This window comes from Mycetocola zhadangensis (assembly GCF_003668565.1).
GTDB lineage: Bacteria > Actinomycetota > Actinomycetes > Actinomycetales > Microbacteriaceae > Mycetocola_A > Mycetocola_A zhadangensis.
In genome coordinates this window covers 135,853-153,548 of sequence record NZ_RCWJ01000005.1, presented here as the reverse complement: position 1 = coordinate 153,548, position 17,696 = coordinate 135,853, and the positions used below count along the sequence as shown (strand labels likewise).

Sequence of the window (17,696 nt, the reverse complement as noted above, 5' to 3'; positions counted from 1 at the left end):
GCCCCCACGCGGGCATCACAGGGTTGCGGCGTGCGGATCCCAGTCGTCTGGCAGCGGCGTCACGGACGGCGCCGTGCTGGTCACCGACACAAATTCGCCTGTGCTGATCGACTCGCTGATCGACACCATCGTGTCGACGACGTGGAACGCCAGTTCGCCGGAGGCTCGGTGCGGGCGGTCCTCACGGATCGCGCGGGCCAGATCGAGCACACCGGTTCCGCGGGTGGAGCTGGCAACGGTCGACTCGAGCACCTCGGAGGTTTCCGCGCCCCGACGGTGAATGACAAGGTCACCGTCGAAGTTGTTCGGGTCTGGCAGAACGAGAGTGCCCTCCGTTCCGGCGATCTCAACGAAGCCGTGCCGCGGCACCGCCGAGTCGAAACTCCACACACTCTGCGAGGACGCTCCCTCGGTGAACTGCAGCAGCGCGCCAACATGGGACGGCACCGTGACGTCGAACTCCTCGCCGGCCTTCGGGCCTGAGCCGATGACGCGCTTGGGGTGTGCCGTCGACCCCGATGCCGCGACGCGTGACACCGAGCCAAACGCCTGAACGAGCGCTGTCAGGTAGTACGGTCCGATGTCGAACAGCGGACCGGCGCCCTCCTGGAACAGAAAAGCGGGGTTCGGATGCCACGACTCAGGCCCAGGGGACTGCATCAGTGTGAGGCCGGTCAGTGGAGTGCCGATATCGCCACGGTGAATGGCACGGAGGGCCGCCTGCAAACCGGCACCGAGGAAGGTGTCAGGTGCGCAGCCAACGCGCAGACCGGCATCCGCTGCTCGTTTCACAAGGTCCTGGCCGCTGGCCCGGTCGAGTGAGAACGGCTTCTCGCCGATGACGTGTTTGCCTGCCTCGATCGCCTGAAATGCGATCGGAACGTGCGCGGCAGGGATGGTCAGGTTGACGACGATTTCGACGTCGGGGTGGTTCAGAACGGCGTCGACACCTCCGCTCGACGCGATGCCGAACTGGGCGGCGCGCCTCGCGGCGGACTCTTCGAAGAGGTCACCGATCACGTGTACCTTCACGTCGGGGAACGACGTGAGGTTCTCCAGGTAGGTCTCGCTGATGACGCCAGCACCGATGATTCCGATGCCAACAGGGCCCGTGCCGCTCATGCCGACGCCTTTCCGGTGAGGTAGGTGAAGCTGTCGGTGATGGCCTCGAAGACATCGCCTGAGGTGTCATCGAGTTCGACAACCCCGATCGCCGAACTCGGGGCTGCGGCGACAATCGCCTCGATGGGGAGTGAACCGGCGCCCACGGCGACCTGCTTTTTCGTGTCCAGGGTCCCGTCGCCGTCCTTGATGTGGATGGCGACGACGCGCTCGCCGAGGCGTTTCAGCAGTTCGACCGGATCCGCTCCACCCACCTGTGCCCAGTAGGTGTCGATCTCGAGAACGACGGCGGGGTCGAGTGCATCGATGAGCAGGTCGAGCGCGAACCGGTCGTCGATGCGGTTCTCGAGCTCGAAGTGGTGATTGTGGTAGCCGACAGTGATGCCGAACTCGGCGCCGATTTTCGCGGCGCTGTTGAGCTGGGCAGCAGTCTGGGCGATGTCGTCGGCTGTGGTCCAGCGGGCGCGGTCGACGTGCGGGTCGATCACGATGCCGATGCCGAGGCGGGCAGCGGCCTTGAATGCGGGGCGCTGGTCGTCGAGCGACAGGAGGCCGACGTGTGCCGAAGGCGCCACGAGCCCCGTCGACGCGAACGCCGCCTCGAGCTCGTCCACCGAGGCCACGAAGTTGTACGGCTCGACTCGGCGATAGCCGATCGCGGCCACCCGATCCATGGTGCCGGCGAAGTCCGCCGCGATGGCGTCCCTCAGTGTGTAGAGCTGCAGCGAAGGGTTGTCGAATATCGGCATGGACTTCATCATCCTTTGTGCTATCGATCGTGCGGAAGAGCGGGGCACCATTGCGTCCGACTTACTTAACCCGCCTAAGATACTTCTACCACGACAACGTCGCCGAGGAAAGAGACCATGACGAATTCGATTGCTCCGACCCAGATTTACCTTTAAGCGTCGGGGTGAGCCTCCTCCTCGACACGACACCGACAGCGCTTTCGTCCATCCTGCACTGGGGCGCCGATCTGGGCCAGGCCTCTCCGGACGATCTCGGGCACCTCGCCGCGACGATCGCCCCGTTGCACGAGAACACCGTCGACGCGCCGTAAGCGTGAACGAGGTGCCCGAACACAGCGCCGGCTGGCTCGGAGCGCCCGACCGGTCGACACCTGATAACTCCATCTGCTTCAATCACTTCACCGGATCGTGGGAAGAGGCCGAGGTGCGCCAGCCTGCCTGAGCAGGCTCAGCGCCGTTGACCCGCCCGAATCTGCCCTCAGAGAAGAGAACCGCACCGTGACCTCCTATTCCCTCAATTCCGCCACCGGTCTCACCTGGACCCTCCGCGCCACCGCAGGCCCGATCGACACGCCCGTCGCCGACCTCGACGTGCCGGCAACGGTGCCAGGCGAAGTGCAGCTCGACCTCCTTGCCGCCGGTCTCATCGACGACCCCTTCGACGGTGCCAACGAGAAAATCCAGGCCTGGATCGGTTACTGCGACTGGCAGTACCGCACCACCTTCGACTGGACGCCGGACGGCGCCGAGCGCCACGACCTCGTCGCGGACGGACTGGACACGGCTGCAACGATCACCCTCAACGGCACGGAGGTCGGCCGCACCCAGAACCAGCACCGGGGCTACCGTTTTGACGTTGCCACCCTCCTGGTCGCGGGCGAGAACGAACTCGTCATCGACTTCCGTTCGCCGATTGAGTTTGCCCGCGAGCAGGAAGCACTTCTCGGCGCACGCCCGACCGTGATGCACCACCCGTTCAACGCAATCCGCAAAGTGGCCTCGAACTTCGGCTGGGACTGGGGCATCGACATCTCAAGCTCAGGCATCGTCAAGTCGATCGGCATCGAGTCGTGGTCAGGCGTCCGCATCGCCACGGTCCGCCCGCTCACCGACATCGACGGCGACACCGGCATCCTTCACGCACACGTCGACCTCGAGTGGGCAACCACAACAAGCTCCGACGAGACACTCTCCGTCTCGATCGATGGCGTCACCGAATCCACCGTCATCAAGAGCGGTCAAGCGGATGTTACGGTGCGCGTCGACGCCGGATCCATCGACCGCTGGTGGCCGCGTGGATACGGCGACCAGCCGCTGTACGACGTGACGGTCACCGTCGGTGGCGCCGAGTGGTCGAGCCGCATCGGCTTCCGCACGATTGAAATTGACACCGCTCCCGACCGGCACGGCTCGCCGTTCTCGATTCTCGTCAACGGCCAACTGATCGGCATCCGCGGCGCCAACTGGATCCCCGACGACGCGTTCGTCACCCGGATCACCCGTGAGCGCTACCGCACCCGCATTGCCGACGCCGTCGACGCGAACATGAACCTGCTTCGGGTGTGGGGCGGCGGCATGTACGAGTCCGACGACTTCTACGATGCCTGCGACGAACTCGGCGTTCTGGTCTGGCAGGACTTCCTCTTCGCCTGCGCCGCGTACGCCGAAGAAGACCCGCTGAAAAGCGAGGTTGAGGCCGAAGCTCGACAGAACATCACGAGACACAGCACCCACCCGAGCCTCGCGCTCTTCAACGGCTGCAACGAAAACATCTGGGGCTACCTTGAGTGGGACTGGCGTCGCCAACTCGGTGACAGAACCTGGGGTGAGGGCTACTACCTCGACCTGCTGCCGTCGCTCGTGGCCGAGCTCGCGCCTGGCACTCCGTATTCACCGGGCAGCCCGTTCTCGTTCACGAAGTACGCACACCCGAACGACCCCCGCAATGGCACCGTGCACATCTGGGACGTCTGGAACTCCAAGGACTACACGGTGTACGCCGACTACGCACCCCGGTTCGCCAGCGAGTTCGGGTTCCAGGGCCCACCGGCCTGGTCGACCCTCACCGGCGCGGTCCACGACGAGCCGCTCGAGCCGTACGGCGAGCAGATGCTGGTGCACCAGAAGGCCGACCAGGGCAACCTCAAGCTCGAGCGTGGGCTGGGCGCACACCTGCCGCAGCCTCGGTCGATCGACGAGTGGCACTGGGCCACCCAGCTCAACCAGGCCCGCGCCCTGCGGTTCGGCATCGAGCACTTCCGCTCGCTCTGGCCACTCAACACCGGATCGATCATCTGGCAGCTGAACGACGACTGGCCCGTCATCTCCTGGGCAGCCGTCGACTACTTCGGTCACCGCAAGCCGCTCTGGCACGCGCTCAAGCACGCATACGCCGACCGGCTCCTCACCATCCAGCCGCGTGACGGTGTTCCGACGCTCATCGCGCACAACGATTCAGCCGAGCGCTGGACCACGACGGTTGCCGTGTCACGGCAGAAGTTCGATGGCACCAAGCTGGCCACCCAGAACATCGACATTGAGGTCGAACCGCGCGACATCGTTTCGGTTCCATTCGATGACGATGTTCTTTCGGTGACGGATGCCACTCGCCAGTTTGTCGAGGCACGCACAGCAACCGAGAACCCCGCGTTCTGGTACTTCGCGGAAGACCCGGAGCTGGCCCTTGAACCGATCGAGGCGGCCCTCGACATCACAGTTGACCCGAGCGAGGGTGGCCTGGCGGTGACACTCGTGGCGAAGTCCCTCGTTAAGGACCTGGTCTTGCAGGCCGATCGACTGTACCCGCAGGCATCCGTTGATAAAGGGTTGGTCACTCTCGCGGCCGGATCGAGCGTCGTTCTCACTCTTACTGGGGTCACCGATGGGGCAGCCGTGGAGGGTTTCCCGGTGTTATGTTCGGTCAATGACCTTGTCACCGGGTAACACGGGGGCACCGAGCGTTGTTGGGCTGTGCTTGCACCAGCCTCGAAGTCGCGTTCCGCTTGAGCCGTTCTGGATGCAGTTTCTCCGCGGAGCGGAGGACGTGCTCGCCGATCGCGGCAGGACGCTCCTGCTGAAGGTCGTCGCCGACCCGGACGAAGAGGTCGCCACCCTGCGACGCTGGCACGAAACGGGTCAGGTGGTCGGCGTCATCGTGGCCGACCTGGCCTCGGGCGGCGACGAACGGCTTGAGCTGCTTCGTGAGATCGGAATGCCTGCCGTCGTGATGGCGCAGCCGTTGCTCGCGCCCGGTTTCGCGACCATGTCGACCGACAATGCGAGTTCGATGCGGGAGGCCGTCGAGTTTCTCGCATCGGCTGGACACCGCATCATCGGCAGGGTGACCGGGCCCAAAGAGTTCATGCACACTCTCGTGCGTGACGACGCGTTCGACGCGGCTGGAGTGCGACTGGGCATTGAAACGGTCTCGGTCACCAGCGACTACACCTCGATCGGCGGGGCTGAAGCGACGGCCGAGTTGCTCGCCCGATCCGACCGGCCGACCGCTCTGATCTTCGACAACGACCTAATGGCGCTCGCCGGGCTCGAGGTGGTGCATGCAGCCGGCCTCACGGTTCCCGACGACGTCGCCATCCTGGCCTGGGACGACTCGGTGCACTGCCAGCTCGCGTCACCTCCGCTTTCAGCTCTCATGCATGACCTTCTGGCCTACGGCGCCGAGACCGCCATGGTGCTGCTCGATGTGCTCGACGGTGTGCCGAATCCAAGCCGCGTCGCCGAGCAGCCGCGCCTGGTTGTTCGCGCGTCGACGCTCCCTGTGCCAGAGCCGCGGCTGCCGAACACCCCGGACGTACACTTACAAGGGTGAGCGAGAACAGCACAGAGCCCGAAACCGCACTCCCGACCATTGCCATTCTTGGCACCGGTTCAATGGGATCTGCCATTCTGACCGGGCTGCTCCAGCCGGGTGTGACGGTGACCGACAGCATCCGTGTGACAAATCGCACCGCTGCCAAGGCGCGCGAGCTTGCGAAGCTGCCCGGCGTCACGTCCCTCGCCCTCGAGGAGCAACCCGACGCCAACCGCATTGCGGTCGCCGGCGCTCGGGTGGTGCTCGTCGCTGTGAAGCCCGCCCTCGTGCCAGACCTGCTGCGCGAGATCGGGGACGCGCTCGAACCCGGCACCATCGTGATCAGCGTGGCGGCCGGTGTCACCGTTGCCACGTTCGAGGCGTTGCTGCCCGAGTCCGTTGCCGTGCTGCGGTCGATGCCGAACACGCCGTCCGTCGTCGGTCGGGGAGTGACCGGCCTCTCGGCAGGCACCCGCTCTACAGAGGATGACCTCGCCATCGGCCGCGCGATCTTCGAGACCGTCGGCACCGTTGTCGAGGTACCCGAGGGCCAGATTGACGCGCTCAGCACGATCTCCGGTTCGGGTCCGGCCTACGTCTTCCTGCTGATCGAAGAGTTCACCAAGACGGCCATTGCGAAGGGTTTCACCCCGGAGCAGGCGGCCGTGCTCGTGAACGGCACCTTCCGTGGTGCCACTGAGTTGCTTGCGCAGTCCGACAAAACCCCTGAGGAGCTGCGCATCCAGGTCACGAGTCCCAAGGGTACGACCGAGCGGGCTGTCGCGGTGTTGCAGAGGGCTGAACTCTCCCGGACGTTTGATGAGGCAACGGATGCTGCGCTCGAGCGAGCGAAGGAACTCGCGGCCGGTTCCTGAGCTGGGCGCGGTGCCGAAGGCGGTGCGTGGCTCGGGTGCCGCTCCTCGGCTGGGCCCCCCTCCACCCCTCCTCCACCCCTCCACCCCTCCACCCCTCCACCCCTCCACCCCGTCCCGCGAGTTGCTGACTCCATGGGGTGCATGACGCGGCGAACCCAACAACCTCAGCATCTCGTGTCGCCCGGGGTGGTTCCTTCCGCGAGCCGCTGACTTTGCGGGGTGTGTGGCCCGGCTAACCACAACAACCTGAGCAATCGCGTTGTGTGCGGTGGGTGCTTTCCGCGAGGTGCTGGCTCTGCGGGGTGTGTGGCGCCACGACCCCGTTTTCTCAGCAACTCGCGTCGTGTGGGGCGGGTGCTTCACGAGTTGCTCGCCCGTGGGATGTCTTTTTCCGCGAGTTGCTGACTGTGCGGAGTGTGTGTGGCGCCACGACCCCGTCTACTCAGCATCTCGCGTCGTGGGTGTTCCCCTCGAGGGGCTGACTCGATGGGTGCGTGACCTTTCCGCGCGCATTCGGTGCCTTGTCCCCATGAAACGGGCGGCGAGATCATGACCGAGCTCACGGCGGTCTCAGTGAAGGCCACCTTAGTGAACGCCGCCAGCGAGACCGAGCGGGCGAAGACCCTGAAGCGTATGACCGACGACATCACCGAGGTGCTGGGCGTGCGAATGGCGACGGTGTTCGCCGTTGCCAAAGCGCACACCCGGATGGAACTCGCCGAGGTGGATCGCCTCCTCGACAGCGACATCTATGAGTTGCGCATGGTCGCGGTGAGTGTGCTCGATTTTCGAGCCCGCCTGCCGAAAATCACGGACGAGGAACGAGCTGCGCTCTACGAACTATGGATGCGACGACTCGATCGCATCGACACCTGGGACTACATTGACCGGTCGGCGCCGCGGGTGGTGGGGTTTTATCTTCGGAATCGACCCCGTGACGTCCTGTTCGACCTCGCGAGGTCCGACAACCGCTGGCACCGTCGGGCGGCCATCGTCGCGGCCTACGCGATCATCCGCGCCGGCGATATCGACGATCCGCTCGCCCTGTGTGAGCTCCTTGCGGCGGATCCGGAACGATTCGTGCAGACCGCGGTCGGCACCGCCCTTCGGGAGATCGGCCGCGTGAACCCCGGCCAGTTGAAGGACTTCCTCAAACGCAGGGGGACTGACCTCAGAGCGGAAGCACGCCGCACCGCTCGAAGCGGCCTGGAATAGCTAGCTCCCGAGCGAAGCGAACTTCTCGATATCGGCCGATGTGCCCGACACGATGATCAGGTCATGGTCGGAGACAACGGTTTCGGCCGTGGCATAGGTGAATGGCTTGCCCGGGCTCTTGACGCCCACGACAGTGATGTTGTGCCGCGAACGCACCCCGCTCTCGGTGAGATTCTTGCCACGAATCGGCTTCGGCGGGTACATCTTGACCAGAGCGAAGTCGTCGTCGAACTGGATGAAGTCGAGCATCCGTCCACTGACCAGGTGAGCGACGCGTTCCCCGGCCTCAGCCTCGGGGTAGATGACGTGGTTCGCGCCGACCCTGGCGAGAATTTTGCCGTGTGACTGGGACACGGCCTTCGCCCAGATCTGCGGGATCTTGAGGTCGACGAGGTTTGCGGTGATGAGCACGCTGGCCTCGATCGACGAACCGACAGCGACGACGGCGATGGAGAAGTCCTGCGCACCGATCTGCTTGAGCGCCTCGATGTTGCGGGCGTCGGCCTGAACTGTGTGGGTGATTCGCTCCGACCACTTCTGAACGAGCTCGGCACCCTCGTCGATGGCGAGGACCTCGCGGTCGAGCCGATCGAGCTCTCCCGCGCATGCGGCGCCGAAGCGGCCGAGACCGATGATGAGCACGGGGGCATCGTGCTTGATGCGGTCAACCAACGATTGGCCTCTCTTCTGGACGTCGATACAGCTTGGAGCTGGTCGCCGCGGCGACTGCCGCGGCGAGAGTCACTGTACCAACACGGCCGAGGAACATGGTCATGGCGAGCACATACTTGGCCGGATTGTCGAGCTCAGCGGTAAGTCCAGTGGACAACCCGACGGTGCCGAACGCGGAGATCACGTCAAAGAGCACATGGTCGAGCGGCGCTTTGGTCATCTGCAGCAGGACGATCGTCGAAACCGCCACGATCGTCGCCCCCCAGAGCACAACGCTCAGGGCGACCCGCAGAACATCGGGCGGCACCCGGCGACCGAACGCCTCCATGTCGGGGCTGCCCTTCGCCTCTGCAGCTGCGGCCAGGAAAATCACGGCGAGCGTTGTGACCTTGATGCCACCACCCGTCGACGCCGAGCCGCCACCGATAAACATGAGCATGTCGGCGACGAGCAGGCTCGAGCCGTTCATTTCCCCGATGGCGATCGTCGAGAACCCACCAGACCTCGTCATCATCGAGAAGAAGAGGGACTGGAAGACGGTGTCACTGAAGTTCAACGTTCCGAAGGTCTTCGGGTTATCGAATTCAAGGAGCGAGATCGCGAGAGCACCGAGGAAAAGCAGAATGAGGGTGGTGAGGATGGTCAGCTTCACGTGAAGCGACCAGTAACGCACGTGCCAGAGGTGGCGCCTGAGGGCGTAGATCACTGGGAAGCCGAGCGCACCCAGGAAGACGCCGATCATGAGGATCGAGAGGAACCAGTAGTCGTTCGCGAACTGCCCAATGCCCTCGGCGTTGGGCGTGAATCCGGTGTTCGTGAACGCCATGGCTGAGTAATAGAGGCTGTTCCAGACGGCGTCACCTGGTGGGATGCCATCAATCAGCATGCGAGGAAACAACAGAATCGCGATGGCCGCTTCGATGACGATCAGGCTCAGCGCCACCGTGACCAGAAGGTTGCCGATCTCGCCGAGCCTCACTGCCTGCCCCTCGGCGACAGGGCCGCGGTGGCCGCGCATGGGGTTGGTGTCACTCGCAGCCATGAGCTTCGCGCGGAGGCCGAGCTTGCGGGAGATCACCATGCCGAGGATCGAGGCGAGGGTCAGGACGCCGACGGCACCGATCTGCACACCGATGTAGATGAGGACGTGGCCACCGACCGACCAGTGCGTTGCCATGTCGACTGTCGCGAGTCCTGTGACACAAATGACCGAGACCGCCGTGAAGAAGGCGTCGGCCAGCGGGGTCATCGTGCCATCGGCGGATGCCATCGGCAGCGAGAACAGCAGGGTGAAGAGAAGGATGAGCGCCGTGAAGATGAGAATCGCGAATCGCGACGGCGAGCGTCCGGTGAAGTCCTCCATGGCTTCGCGCACGCGTGCGAAGCCTGTGGCGACGAGGATATGCGGACGTGGCTCTGTGGCGCTGCCTGCCACGGTTCCCCCGATCTGAGGTAGTTGGGACCGTTGTCATGGTACTCCGTGCTGAGAGTCACTAACCTTGGGCCATGGCTGACATTTTTGACGTGATTGCAGACGCCACCCGGCGCGACATTCTGCAGATTCTCCTTGACCGATACGAGAGCGACTCGACACGCTCCCACGGGGGAACAAGCGTCTCCGAAATTGTCACGGCATTGGGCCTCAGCCAGCCCACCGTGTCCAAGCACCTGAAGGTGCTTCGCGAGGCCGGCCTTGTTGCCGTTCGTGAGGAAGGCCAGCACCGCTACTACCGTCTCGAAAGCTCGCCGCTCGAAACCATTGAAGACTGGCTCATTCCGTTCCTGAGCGTCGACTTCGACGTTTCGGGGGCTCTCGGCCTTGATCCTGCGCTTAACGATCAGGCGAGGCAGATGGCGGATGCTATCGGTCACGCAGTTGCAGATACAACGCACCGCGTGACATCCGCTGTGCAAGCCGTCAGCAAGAAGTTGGGCAAGTAACGACCCTCGACAGCGCTGGGCCGGAGCACTACAGTCGGAGTTCAGCCAGTACTCCTACTCATTCGCTCAGTTCCGCCTCAGGAGACACCATGACAAGTGGTTTGGGAGACGTCCGTTTTCTGACGGTCGCCGAAGTCGCCGAGATGATGCGGGTGTCGAAGATGACCGTGTACCGCATGGTGCATGCCGGCGAGTTGCCTGCAATTCGGTTCGGTCGATCGTTTCGAGTTCCGGAGTCCGCTGTTGCTCAGGTGATTCATTCGCACGTGGCCGATACCGCCTGATCCCGCGTGGGAACGTGGAGCCTCAGTATCGGGTAGACTTTCCCGAGGCATTTTTTTCTGCCGGCCGTGGCATTCGCGGCCACAGCCGATCTCTGTGAGGTATTAGTGGGTTCTGTAATCAAGAAGCGCCGCAAGCGTATGGCGAAGAAGAAGCACCGCAAGTTGCTTCGCAAGACTCGTCACCAGCGTCGCAACAAGAAGTAGCGAAACGCACCAGTTAAGCGCCGGGCCCTCGGGACTGGCGCTTTTTGGCGTTCCCGGGGGCCCGTTCCCGGGTTATCCCGTCGTCGTTTTCTCGTAACGGCGCCGAAGGACAGCGCGCTCGACGAGTGTCCAGCTTGTCGTCACCGCGAGGTACAGGGTTGCGGCGAGCGGAACGATAGCCGCAAATATGACGGTGATAAATGGCATCCAGCTCAAAATTCCTGTCAAGTTCTGCATATTGGCTGGCAGGCCCTCAGCCGGGGGAGGTGCGTTGCGCAATGCAGCACGACGCGAGAGCCATGCCACGGTCGCGATGATGCCGAGGAAGGTGGCGTAGACGAGCACGCCCGGCCACGCGGTGCCGGCGGTGAGAAACGCCACGAGCGGTGTACCGAGTTGCACCCCAAATACCTGTTCGGTGAGCAGCGAGTTGGGGTGTCCGTTGATGACCTGAAGGATGAACAGGCCGTACACCGTTGAGATCACCGGAGCCTGCAGCAGAGTGGGAAAGCAGCCGGCCAGCGGCGATGCCTTCTCGGCTGTGTACAGCTCCATGGTTTTCTGCTGCAACAGTTCTGGTTTCTTTTTGTAGCGCCGTTGCAGCTCTGCGAGCTGTGGTGCGAGGCGACGGCGGGTGAACTCGGCTCGAACCTGGGAGCGACCGACCGGCATCAGTGCAGTGCGCACGAGCAGAGTGATGGCGACGATTGCTACAGCGGTGCTGAGTGAACCGGTGAGCGGGAGTAGCAGGTCGGCGATGCCGGAGACGAGGGAGTAGGCGAAGTCGAGCACGATCGCGACGGGCGCGAACGAATAGATGTCCACAGGGGAGTCCTTACGGTCAGAGGGAAAGGTCGCGAATGGTCGCGAACCCCTCCGTTACCGCAGGGCTACGCGACCGCCTCTGCCAGGCCGGGTGCTCGGGGCTGTGGACGTCCAGCTGTGTTTGGATGGCTCGGCGCGGGAATGCGGGTGAGCGATTCCCGGTGCTCACGCGAGCGCGAACCCACCATGAGCTGTAGCGCAATGATGGTGACGGCGAGGTAGCGAGCTCCAAGAAGAGCGGATGCTGCCAGCACGGCGACTACCGCCACGAGCATCGCTGATGGCTCGGCCTGAGCAACAGCGAGCACAAGGAACGACACGGTCAAGACCATGACCAGGTTCTTGTGAATCGCTCGCATCGGTTCCTCGGGTAGGGCTGTTTTGCTTCGAGGCTACCCGATGCCCGGCTTCCTTGGCGGCTTCTGGGGCAACCGAGGACTCCTCAGTATTGATGTCGGTGATGGGTGTTTCACTCTTTCCATGAGGGCTCTGGGCAGGATTTTCTGGTCCGCGACTGGCGGCCGCTCCCTCGTCTGCTCACAACTGTCGGGGTCGATACCGATGCCGATGCCGACGCCGACGCCGACGTCAATGTCGGAGGTGGGTGGTGTACTGAAGTCATGAACGAAGCAGTTCGACACCCAGGGTTCCGCACCTTCGCGGGCGCCCCGCCGTGCCGCTGCTTTCCGGGTTGTGCTGCGGGTTCGGTGTTCGGTGGTGACCGGGTGTTATGACTCTCGCGGTGAGTGATCTTCTCCCGGCCTTAGGGTCGGAGGGAGAGGCTGCGCTCACCAGCCTGTTGCAGCACGTCGGTGATGTGCTCACTGTTCTGGATTTGGATCATCTGGACCGGTTGAGCGGGGACCAGTTGTTGACGCAGATGAGTCAGGTTGCTCATGTGCTGCGCGGCAGTGAAGCCGCGCTCGCGGCGATGAGCGCGGAAGTGGCGGTGCGGTCCGACCCGGTCCGGGGTGGGGAGGGCCTTGCCGCGAAGCACACCTATCAGCGTCCGTCGCAGTTGATCGAGGTGATCACCGGGCTGTCGTCAGCGACAGCGGGCCGGTTGATCCGGGTCGGGCAACGCACCACCCAACGCGTCAGCGACGCCGGACTGCCGCTGCCGCCCCTGTTCCCGGCCGTCAGCAAAGCGTTGCATGAGGGTTTGATCGGAGTGGACGCTGCGGAGAACATCACCCGTGAACTCTCTCTCGCCGCACCCCGAGCCGAGGTGGAGCACCTCGCGATCGCGGAAACCGCGCTCGTGGAACAGGCCACCGGCGCAGGATGGCGTGACGGACTCCCACTCTCAGCGGACCTGATCGCGATACAAGCACGGCAGTGGCGAGAACGGCTCGACGAAGACGGCATCGAACCCCGCACCGAGAAAGCATTCCAAAAACGCGACTTCTGGATCTCCCGCACCACCACCCCCGACGGACTCGTGAAGTTCGGCGGCCAGGTCACCGTCGACGTCGGAGGCAAACTACACGCCCTACTCGACGCGATCCTCAGCCCCCGAACCGACGACCGTTACCTGCCCACCGACACGGACACCGGCCATGCAAGTCCCGCAGTCGACGGCGCCGACCCGGCAGGTCCCGCCGTTGAGGGTGCCGTGGATGAGGGCGAAGAGGTCCAGTCGCGGGACCGTCGCACGGCCGGGCAGAAGCGAGCGGACGTGTTCGCGGCGATGATCGACGCTCTCGCCCGCTCCGACGACGTCCCTACCGTGACCGGAGCATCGCCCACCGTTGTGGTGTCCGTGACCGCTGATGTTCTGGAACGGCAGAAGGGCACCGGACAGATTGTCGGCATCAACACCCCGGTGGCGTATTCCACCATCAAACAAATCCTCTCCGACGCCGATATCGTCCCGATATTTTTGGACCCCGATGGCGCGATCGTTGCCCTCGGTAACACCCAGCGAGGTTTCAACCGCACCCAGCGCATGGGCATGATCGCCAGGGACGGCCCGACTTGCTCCATGCCCGACTGCCAGATCCCGGCCACCGGTTGTGAAGCGCATCACGTCATCGAGTACAGCGAGGGCGGCCCCACACATATCGACAACGGGGCACTGTTCTGTTGGTACCACCACCGCGCGATCCAAACCGGTGCGTTCACCGTCGAGATGGTCAACAGGAAACCCAAGGTCACCATCGCCGCATGGCTCCGCCGCAAACCCTACTTCCAGTAGAGACCGAGCGCCCAGGAGAGATTGGGACATCGCCGGACGCGTACTCTTGACCTCATGAGTGAATCGCGCAGCACCCCCGCCCAGAAGAACGACGCAGGCTGGGACGTGGGCGTACGCAAGACGGTAGCCGCCTCTCCCGACGCGGTGTGGAAGTTCCTTCTCGGTGACGGACTTCCGATGTGGCTCGGCGAAATTGAGTCTCTGCCTTCGAAGAAGGGCGTCCGTTACCGGACGAATGATGGAGTGAGGGGAACGATCCGCTCATTCACAAACGGCAAGCAGGTTCGAATGACGTGGCAGCCGGAAGACTGGCCGCACGAGACCACGCTTCAGGTGACTGTAGCCAACGCGCCCGCCGGTGCGGGGGCGACGATCGAGTTCCGCCAGGAAGAGCTCGCGGACCGCGACGAACGTCGAATGATGCTTGGACACTGGCACAACGTCAGCGACTCTCTCGTCGCTCACTTCGGCTAGCCGATTAGGCTGGAACTGTGGCAACGGCATCCCTCACCCTCATTTCCAAACCGGGCTGTCATCTCTGCGATGACGCCCGAGCCGTGGTTGCCCGTGTGATGGCTGATATCAGCACGAGTGCCGATGCGCCCGAAGTCACCCTTGACGAGGTGTCGATCCTCGACGACGCCGAGCTGCACGAGCGATATGCCGAAGAGATTCCCGTTCTCCTGATCAACGGACGTGTCCACAACTACTGGCGCATCGACCCGACTCGCCTGACATCAGCACTTTTGGAGCTCTCATGATTCGTCACATTGTCTGCTGGAAGCTTTCCGCAACGGATGAAGCCGTCAAAGCTGAACATGCCGCCCGCATCTCAAGGGAAATGGCGGAGCTGCCCGCTCTCATCCCGGAGATTCTCTCCCTTGAGGTGGGAACCAACGCGCTGTACTCCGAGGTTAACTGGGACCTGGTCCTGATCGCTGACTTCGAGGATGCCGCCGCGCTTGAACGCTATGCGGCGCACCCCGAACACCAGAGGGTCGGAAAGTTTATCGGCGAAGTTCGCTCAGATCGGGTCGCCGTCGACTTCGAGGTCTGAGAGTTCTCAGACCCCGAGTTCTCAGACCCCGAGTTCTCAGACCCCGCAGCCGCCCCTGATTGCGGGCTATGCTCGCGCCAGTGCCTTGGCCTTCAAAGTCTCGTACTCGGGCTGCGAGATCGCGCCTGAGTCCAAAAGTGACTTCGCTGTCGCAATCTCATCGCTCGGCGACGTCTTACCTGCCGCTTCACGGATATAAGCGTCAGTTGCGACTTGTGCGCTCTGCGCTCGCTCCAAAGATCGCTCAGCCATTCCTCGACCCCGCGCTATCAAGTAGACGAGGGCTGTGAGAAACGGCAAAAACACCAGGAAGATGAGCCAGATCGCCTTCAACCAGCCATTGAGGTGCCGGTCGCGGAAGATGTCTGCGATGATCGAGAAAAGGGCGACGAGGTACGCGATGAACGCGAAACCCCAGAAGAAGACCCACAACAGGTCCCAGATGTTCCGAATGAAGTCCACAGCGGTTCCCTTTCCCGATGCGGTCGAGCTCGGCAGCGCGGCCGTCTGGCCGAATCCTATTGCCGGAGATACACCAAAGTCACTAGTTCAATCAGGAATCCGCAAAGCGGCCCTGCGGGAACCAGTGACTCTGGTGATATCGAAAGTGTCGAAACCCTACGGCAGCAGGCGGGTTGGGCCGCGGAAGAGGTAGGTGACCTCGCGGATCGATGTCTCGTGCAGCATGAGCATCAGGACGCGAGCGAGCCCCATTCCGAATCCACCGTGCGGCGGCACACCGTAGCGGAAGAAGTCGAGGTAGAACTCGAGTTCCTCAGGATCGAGGCCTTTTTCCTTCGCCTGCTCAATGAGAACGTCAACGCGGTGTTCGCGTTGGGCTCCTGTCGAGATCTCCACACCGTTGAAGATGAGGTCGTAGCTCTTGGTGATCGACCCATCGCCCTCGTGGCGCATGTGGTAGAACGGGCGGATGCTGGATGCGTAGTCCGTCAGGAACACGAACTCGTGCCCGAACTTCTCGGCTACGTATGCAGCGATCTGGCGCTCACCCTCAGGGTCCATGTCGTCATCGGCACGCGGAACCTCGTAGCCGCGGTCGGCGACGATCTGCTTGGCTTCGGCGAGAGGAATACGGGGGAACGGAGTCGAAGGCACAACGACGTCGAGATCGAACAGGGCCTTAATCTCCTCCCCGTGCTTCTCCTTGACCGCGCTGAAGCCGGCGACGATCAGGTCTTCGTGCAGCTTCATGACGTCTTCGTGCGAATCGATCCAGCTGACCTCTGAGTCGATCGAGGTGAACTCGGTGGCGTGACGGGACGTGAACGACGGGTCGGCGCGGAAAGCGGGTCCGACTTCGAAGACCTTGCCAAAGCCGGCCGGCTGGGCCATCTGCTTGAAGAACTGCGGGCTCTGCGCCAGGTACGCCTTCGTGTCGAAGTAATCGACCTCGAAGAGTTCGGCGCGCGACTCACTTGCCGAGGCCATCAGCTTCGGGGTGTGAATCTCGATGAAGTCGTTGTCGATCCAGTAGGTGCGCAGCGCGTGCTCGAACGTGGTCTGGATGCGGAAGATCAGGTTCTGCTTGGGGTTGCGCAGGTCGAGGAAGCGCCAGTCCATGCGCTTGTCCAGGCTGGAATCCGCGGCGATGGGCGTCTCGGGCAGTGCCTCGCCGACGACCTCGAGCGACTCGAGCTTGATCTCTAGTCCACCGAGCTTGACGCGCTCGTCGTGCTTCAGGGTGCCGGTCACGGTAATGAACGAACCGTGCGCCAAGGCCGAGATTGACTCGGTAATGGCGAGCTTTGAGGCCGATGCCTCATCTTCCGGGTTCAGCTCCCTGGTGGCTGGATTGACCAGCTGCGCAGCGCCGGACTCGTCGCGCACGACGATGAACTGCACCTTCTTCTGGTCACGGACAGTCTCGACCCATCCGGAGACGGAGACGGGACCCTCGGGAAGGTCAGCCAAATTCTTGATCAATACGCGTGTGGTCACGAGGGACAAGCTTACCCGCGTCCCGCTGCGCATCTCCTGACCCCGGGTGCTCCCATCCCGCCCGTTCGGAAACAGCTGAACATCGGGAACGAAGCGGCTCCCCGGCTCTCGGCGTTTTCGGAGTTCTACCGAACGTAGACTGGGACGTGTGGTAGCCAGCCAGATACACCTCGTCCGTCATGGCGAAGTGCACAATCCTTCACGAGTCCTCTATGGTCGACTCCCTGGTTTCCGACTCTCCGAACTGGGCGCCCGCATGGCAGCCGCAGCAGCTGATGACCTCGCAGCGCGAGATCGAGAGATCACGCGCCTCGTGGCATCCCCTCTTCAGCGTGCGCAGGAATCAGCGGCCCCGGTGTCCGAGCGGTTCAGCCTCGACATCGCAACTGACGAGCGCATCATCGAGCCCACCAATCACTTTGAGGGAAAGATTATGCGTGTTGCGCTGCGCAACCCGCTGAACTGGCCGGCGCTTCGCAACCCGCAGAGGCCCAGTTGGGGCGAGCCATACGTGTCGATCGTCGCCCGCATGCTCGACGCTGTCCGCGACGCGTGGGAAACGACCGAGAGTGGTGATGTTGTGCTCGTGAGTCACCAGTTGCCGATCTGGATGGTGCACTCCTCCCTGACCGGAACCGCGCTTCCGCACGACCCTCGCCACCGCCGCTGTGCGCTCTCGAGCATCACGACGCTTGAGCGTCGCGACGGTGTGTTTGTTGAGGTGGGCTACACAGACCCGGCAGCTGCTCTGGCATCGGATGCGACGGACGTGGGTGCGGTATGAG

At 63.3% G+C, this 17,696-nt stretch carries 21 protein-coding genes; 13 read left to right on the top strand and 8 right to left on the bottom strand.

The annotated features are described in order from the left end of the window. Positions 1-15: 15 nt before the first annotated feature. Both D9V28_RS15290 and D9V28_RS15285 read right to left on the bottom strand, forming a co-directional pair. Positions 16-1,122 (bottom strand): Gfo/Idh/MocA family protein, encoded by a 1,107-nt coding sequence (locus D9V28_RS15290; RefSeq protein WP_121660570.1) that lies wholly within the window; start codon positions 1,120-1,122, stop codon positions 16-18. Continuing rightward, positions 1,119-1,871 carry a sugar phosphate isomerase/epimerase family protein gene (locus tag D9V28_RS15285; protein WP_121660690.1) on the bottom strand — a complete coding sequence of 251 codons (753 nt, stop codon included), beginning with the start codon at positions 1,869-1,871 and terminating at the stop codon, positions 1,119-1,121. The genes D9V28_RS15290 and D9V28_RS15285 overlap by 4 nt, the downstream gene beginning before the upstream one ends. A 164-nt stretch (positions 1,872-2,035) precedes the next feature. Between D9V28_RS15285 and D9V28_RS16155 the strand changes: the two genes are divergently transcribed. The 5 genes from D9V28_RS16155 (at position 2,036) to D9V28_RS15265 (ending at position 7,772) form a co-directional block, all read left to right on the top strand. Continuing rightward, a complete protein-coding gene (locus D9V28_RS16155; RefSeq protein ID WP_183086560.1) occupies positions 2,036-2,182 on the top strand; it encodes a hypothetical protein in 147 nt (48 codons plus the stop codon). Positions 2,183-2,369: 187 nt separating this feature from the next. Further along, positions 2,370-4,814, top strand: coding sequence for a glycoside hydrolase family 2 protein (locus D9V28_RS15280; protein ID WP_220700517.1), 2,445 nt, complete (start codon positions 2,370-2,372; stop codon positions 4,812-4,814). Beyond that, positions 4,795-5,700: a LacI family DNA-binding transcriptional regulator gene (locus D9V28_RS15275; RefSeq protein WP_183086559.1), complete on the top strand. Its 906-nt coding sequence runs from the start codon at positions 4,795-4,797 to the stop codon at positions 5,698-5,700. Before D9V28_RS15280 ends, D9V28_RS15275 begins: the two co-directional genes overlap by 20 nt. Beyond that, positions 5,697-6,557: a pyrroline-5-carboxylate reductase gene (gene proC / locus D9V28_RS15270; RefSeq protein WP_268234441.1), complete on the top strand. Its 861-nt coding sequence runs from the start codon at positions 5,697-5,699 to the stop codon at positions 6,555-6,557. The genes D9V28_RS15275 and proC overlap by 4 nt, the downstream gene beginning before the upstream one ends. 549 nt (positions 6,558-7,106) lie before the next feature. Then, the gene (locus tag D9V28_RS15265) at positions 7,107-7,772 is read left to right on the top strand and encodes a DNA alkylation repair protein (RefSeq protein ID WP_121660568.1); all 666 of its coding nucleotides are present in this window, start codon (positions 7,107-7,109) and stop codon (positions 7,770-7,772) included. Here the strand turns inward: D9V28_RS15265 and D9V28_RS15260 are convergent, their stop codons facing one another. Together D9V28_RS15260 and D9V28_RS15255 are read right to left on the bottom strand one after the other, a co-directional pair. Continuing rightward, positions 7,773-8,444, bottom strand: coding sequence for a potassium channel family protein (locus tag D9V28_RS15260; protein ID WP_121660567.1), 672 nt, complete (start codon positions 8,442-8,444; stop codon positions 7,773-7,775). After that, positions 8,437-9,879, bottom strand: a complete 1,443-nt coding sequence (locus tag D9V28_RS15255; RefSeq protein ID WP_371870014.1) for a TrkH family potassium uptake protein — start codon at positions 9,877-9,879, stop codon at positions 8,437-8,439. Before D9V28_RS15255 ends, D9V28_RS15260 begins: the two co-directional genes overlap by 8 nt. Positions 9,880-9,950: 71 nt before the next feature. On the opposite strand from D9V28_RS15255, the gene D9V28_RS15250 reads away from it, so the two are divergent. The 3 genes from D9V28_RS15250 (at position 9,951) to D9V28_RS15240 (ending at position 10,873) form a co-directional block, all read left to right on the top strand. Continuing rightward, positions 9,951-10,385: an ArsR/SmtB family transcription factor gene (locus D9V28_RS15250; RefSeq protein ID WP_121660566.1), complete on the top strand. Its 435-nt coding sequence runs from the start codon at positions 9,951-9,953 to the stop codon at positions 10,383-10,385. An 89-nt stretch (positions 10,386-10,474) separates the two neighbouring features. Beyond that, positions 10,475-10,669: a helix-turn-helix domain-containing protein gene (locus D9V28_RS15245; protein WP_121660565.1), complete on the top strand. Its 195-nt coding sequence runs from the start codon at positions 10,475-10,477 to the stop codon at positions 10,667-10,669. Positions 10,670-10,774: 105 nt separating this feature from the next. Beyond that, entirely contained in the window at positions 10,775-10,873 is a 99-nt protein-coding gene (locus tag D9V28_RS15240) for a 30S ribosomal protein bS22 (protein WP_003792170.1), read from the top strand. Between the two features lie 72 nt (positions 10,874-10,945). On the opposite strand, the gene D9V28_RS15235 is transcribed toward D9V28_RS15240, so the two are convergent. Beyond that, entirely contained in the window at positions 10,946-11,698 is a 753-nt protein-coding gene (locus D9V28_RS15235) for a YidC/Oxa1 family membrane protein insertase (protein WP_121660564.1), read from the bottom strand. A gap of 65 nt (positions 11,699-11,763) precedes the next feature. Then, entirely contained in the window at positions 11,764-12,057 is a 294-nt protein-coding gene (locus tag D9V28_RS15230; RefSeq protein ID WP_121660563.1) for a DUF6412 domain-containing protein, read from the bottom strand. A gap of 383 nt (positions 12,058-12,440) precedes the next feature. Between D9V28_RS15230 and D9V28_RS15225 the strand changes: the two genes are divergently transcribed. From D9V28_RS15225 to D9V28_RS15210, 4 genes are read left to right on the top strand one after another with little or no spacing between them, the layout of a single operon-like run. Continuing rightward, positions 12,441-13,895 carry an HNH endonuclease signature motif containing protein gene (locus D9V28_RS15225; RefSeq protein ID WP_183086558.1) on the top strand — a complete coding sequence of 485 codons (1,455 nt, stop codon included), beginning with the start codon at positions 12,441-12,443 and terminating at the stop codon, positions 13,893-13,895. A 54-nt stretch (positions 13,896-13,949) separates the two neighbouring features. Next, positions 13,950-14,369, top strand: a complete 420-nt coding sequence (locus D9V28_RS15220; protein WP_121660561.1) for an SRPBCC domain-containing protein — start codon at positions 13,950-13,952, stop codon at positions 14,367-14,369. 17 nt (positions 14,370-14,386) lie between these two features. Beyond that, a complete protein-coding gene (locus D9V28_RS15215; protein ID WP_121660560.1) occupies positions 14,387-14,656 on the top strand; it encodes a glutaredoxin family protein in 270 nt (89 codons plus the stop codon). Further along, complete coding sequence (locus D9V28_RS15210) at positions 14,653-14,952, top strand: Dabb family protein (RefSeq protein WP_121660559.1); 300 nt, start codon at positions 14,653-14,655, stop codon at positions 14,950-14,952. Before D9V28_RS15215 ends, D9V28_RS15210 begins: the two co-directional genes overlap by 4 nt. A gap of 66 nt (positions 14,953-15,018) precedes the next feature. On the opposite strand, the gene D9V28_RS15205 is transcribed toward D9V28_RS15210, so the two are convergent. Both D9V28_RS15205 and aspS read right to left on the bottom strand, forming a co-directional pair. Continuing rightward, on the bottom strand, positions 15,019-15,414 hold the full coding sequence (locus D9V28_RS15205) for an SHOCT domain-containing protein (protein ID WP_121660558.1): 396 nt from the start codon (positions 15,412-15,414) through the stop codon (positions 15,019-15,021). Between the two features lie 156 nt (positions 15,415-15,570). Then, positions 15,571-16,944: an aspartate--tRNA(Asn) ligase gene (aspS, locus tag D9V28_RS15200; RefSeq protein WP_121660557.1), complete on the bottom strand. Its 1,374-nt coding sequence runs from the start codon at positions 16,942-16,944 to the stop codon at positions 15,571-15,573. Between the two features lie 115 nt (positions 16,945-17,059). On the opposite strand from aspS, the gene D9V28_RS15195 reads away from it, so the two are divergent. Beyond that, complete coding sequence (locus D9V28_RS15195) at positions 17,060-17,695, top strand: histidine phosphatase family protein (RefSeq protein ID WP_121660556.1); 636 nt, start codon at positions 17,060-17,062, stop codon at positions 17,693-17,695. The last annotated feature ends 1 nt before the right edge of the window (position 17,696 follow it).

Bases quoted from the DNA above. Each gene is read 5' to 3' on its own strand.
- D9V28_RS15290 (WP_121660570.1), bottom strand. From the start codon at position 1,122: ATGAGCGGCACGGGCCCTGTTGGCATCGGAATCATCGGTGCTGGCGTC.
- D9V28_RS15285 (WP_121660690.1), bottom strand. From the start codon at position 1,871: ATGCCGATATTCGACAACCCTTCGCTGCAGCTCTACACACTGAGGGAC.
- D9V28_RS15275 (WP_183086559.1), top strand. From the start codon at position 4,795: ATGACCTTGTCACCGGGTAACACGGGGGCACCGAGCGTTGTTGGGCTG.
- D9V28_RS15265 (WP_121660568.1), top strand. From the start codon at position 7,107: ATGACCGAGCTCACGGCGGTCTCAGTGAAGGCCACCTTAGTGAACGCC.
- D9V28_RS15250 (WP_121660566.1), top strand. From the start codon at position 9,951: ATGGCTGACATTTTTGACGTGATTGCAGACGCCACCCGGCGCGACATT.
- D9V28_RS15245 (WP_121660565.1), top strand. From the start codon at position 10,475: ATGACAAGTGGTTTGGGAGACGTCCGTTTTCTGACGGTCGCCGAAGTC.
- D9V28_RS15230 (WP_121660563.1), bottom strand. From the start codon at position 12,057: ATGCGAGCGATTCACAAGAACCTGGTCATGGTCTTGACCGTGTCGTTC.
- D9V28_RS15220 (WP_121660561.1), top strand. From the start codon at position 13,950: ATGAGTGAATCGCGCAGCACCCCCGCCCAGAAGAACGACGCAGGCTGG.
- D9V28_RS15210 (WP_121660559.1), top strand. From the start codon at position 14,653: ATGATTCGTCACATTGTCTGCTGGAAGCTTTCCGCAACGGATGAAGCC.
- aspS (WP_121660557.1), bottom strand. From the start codon at position 16,944: ATGCGCAGCGGGACGCGGGTAAGCTTGTCCCTCGTGACCACACGCGTA.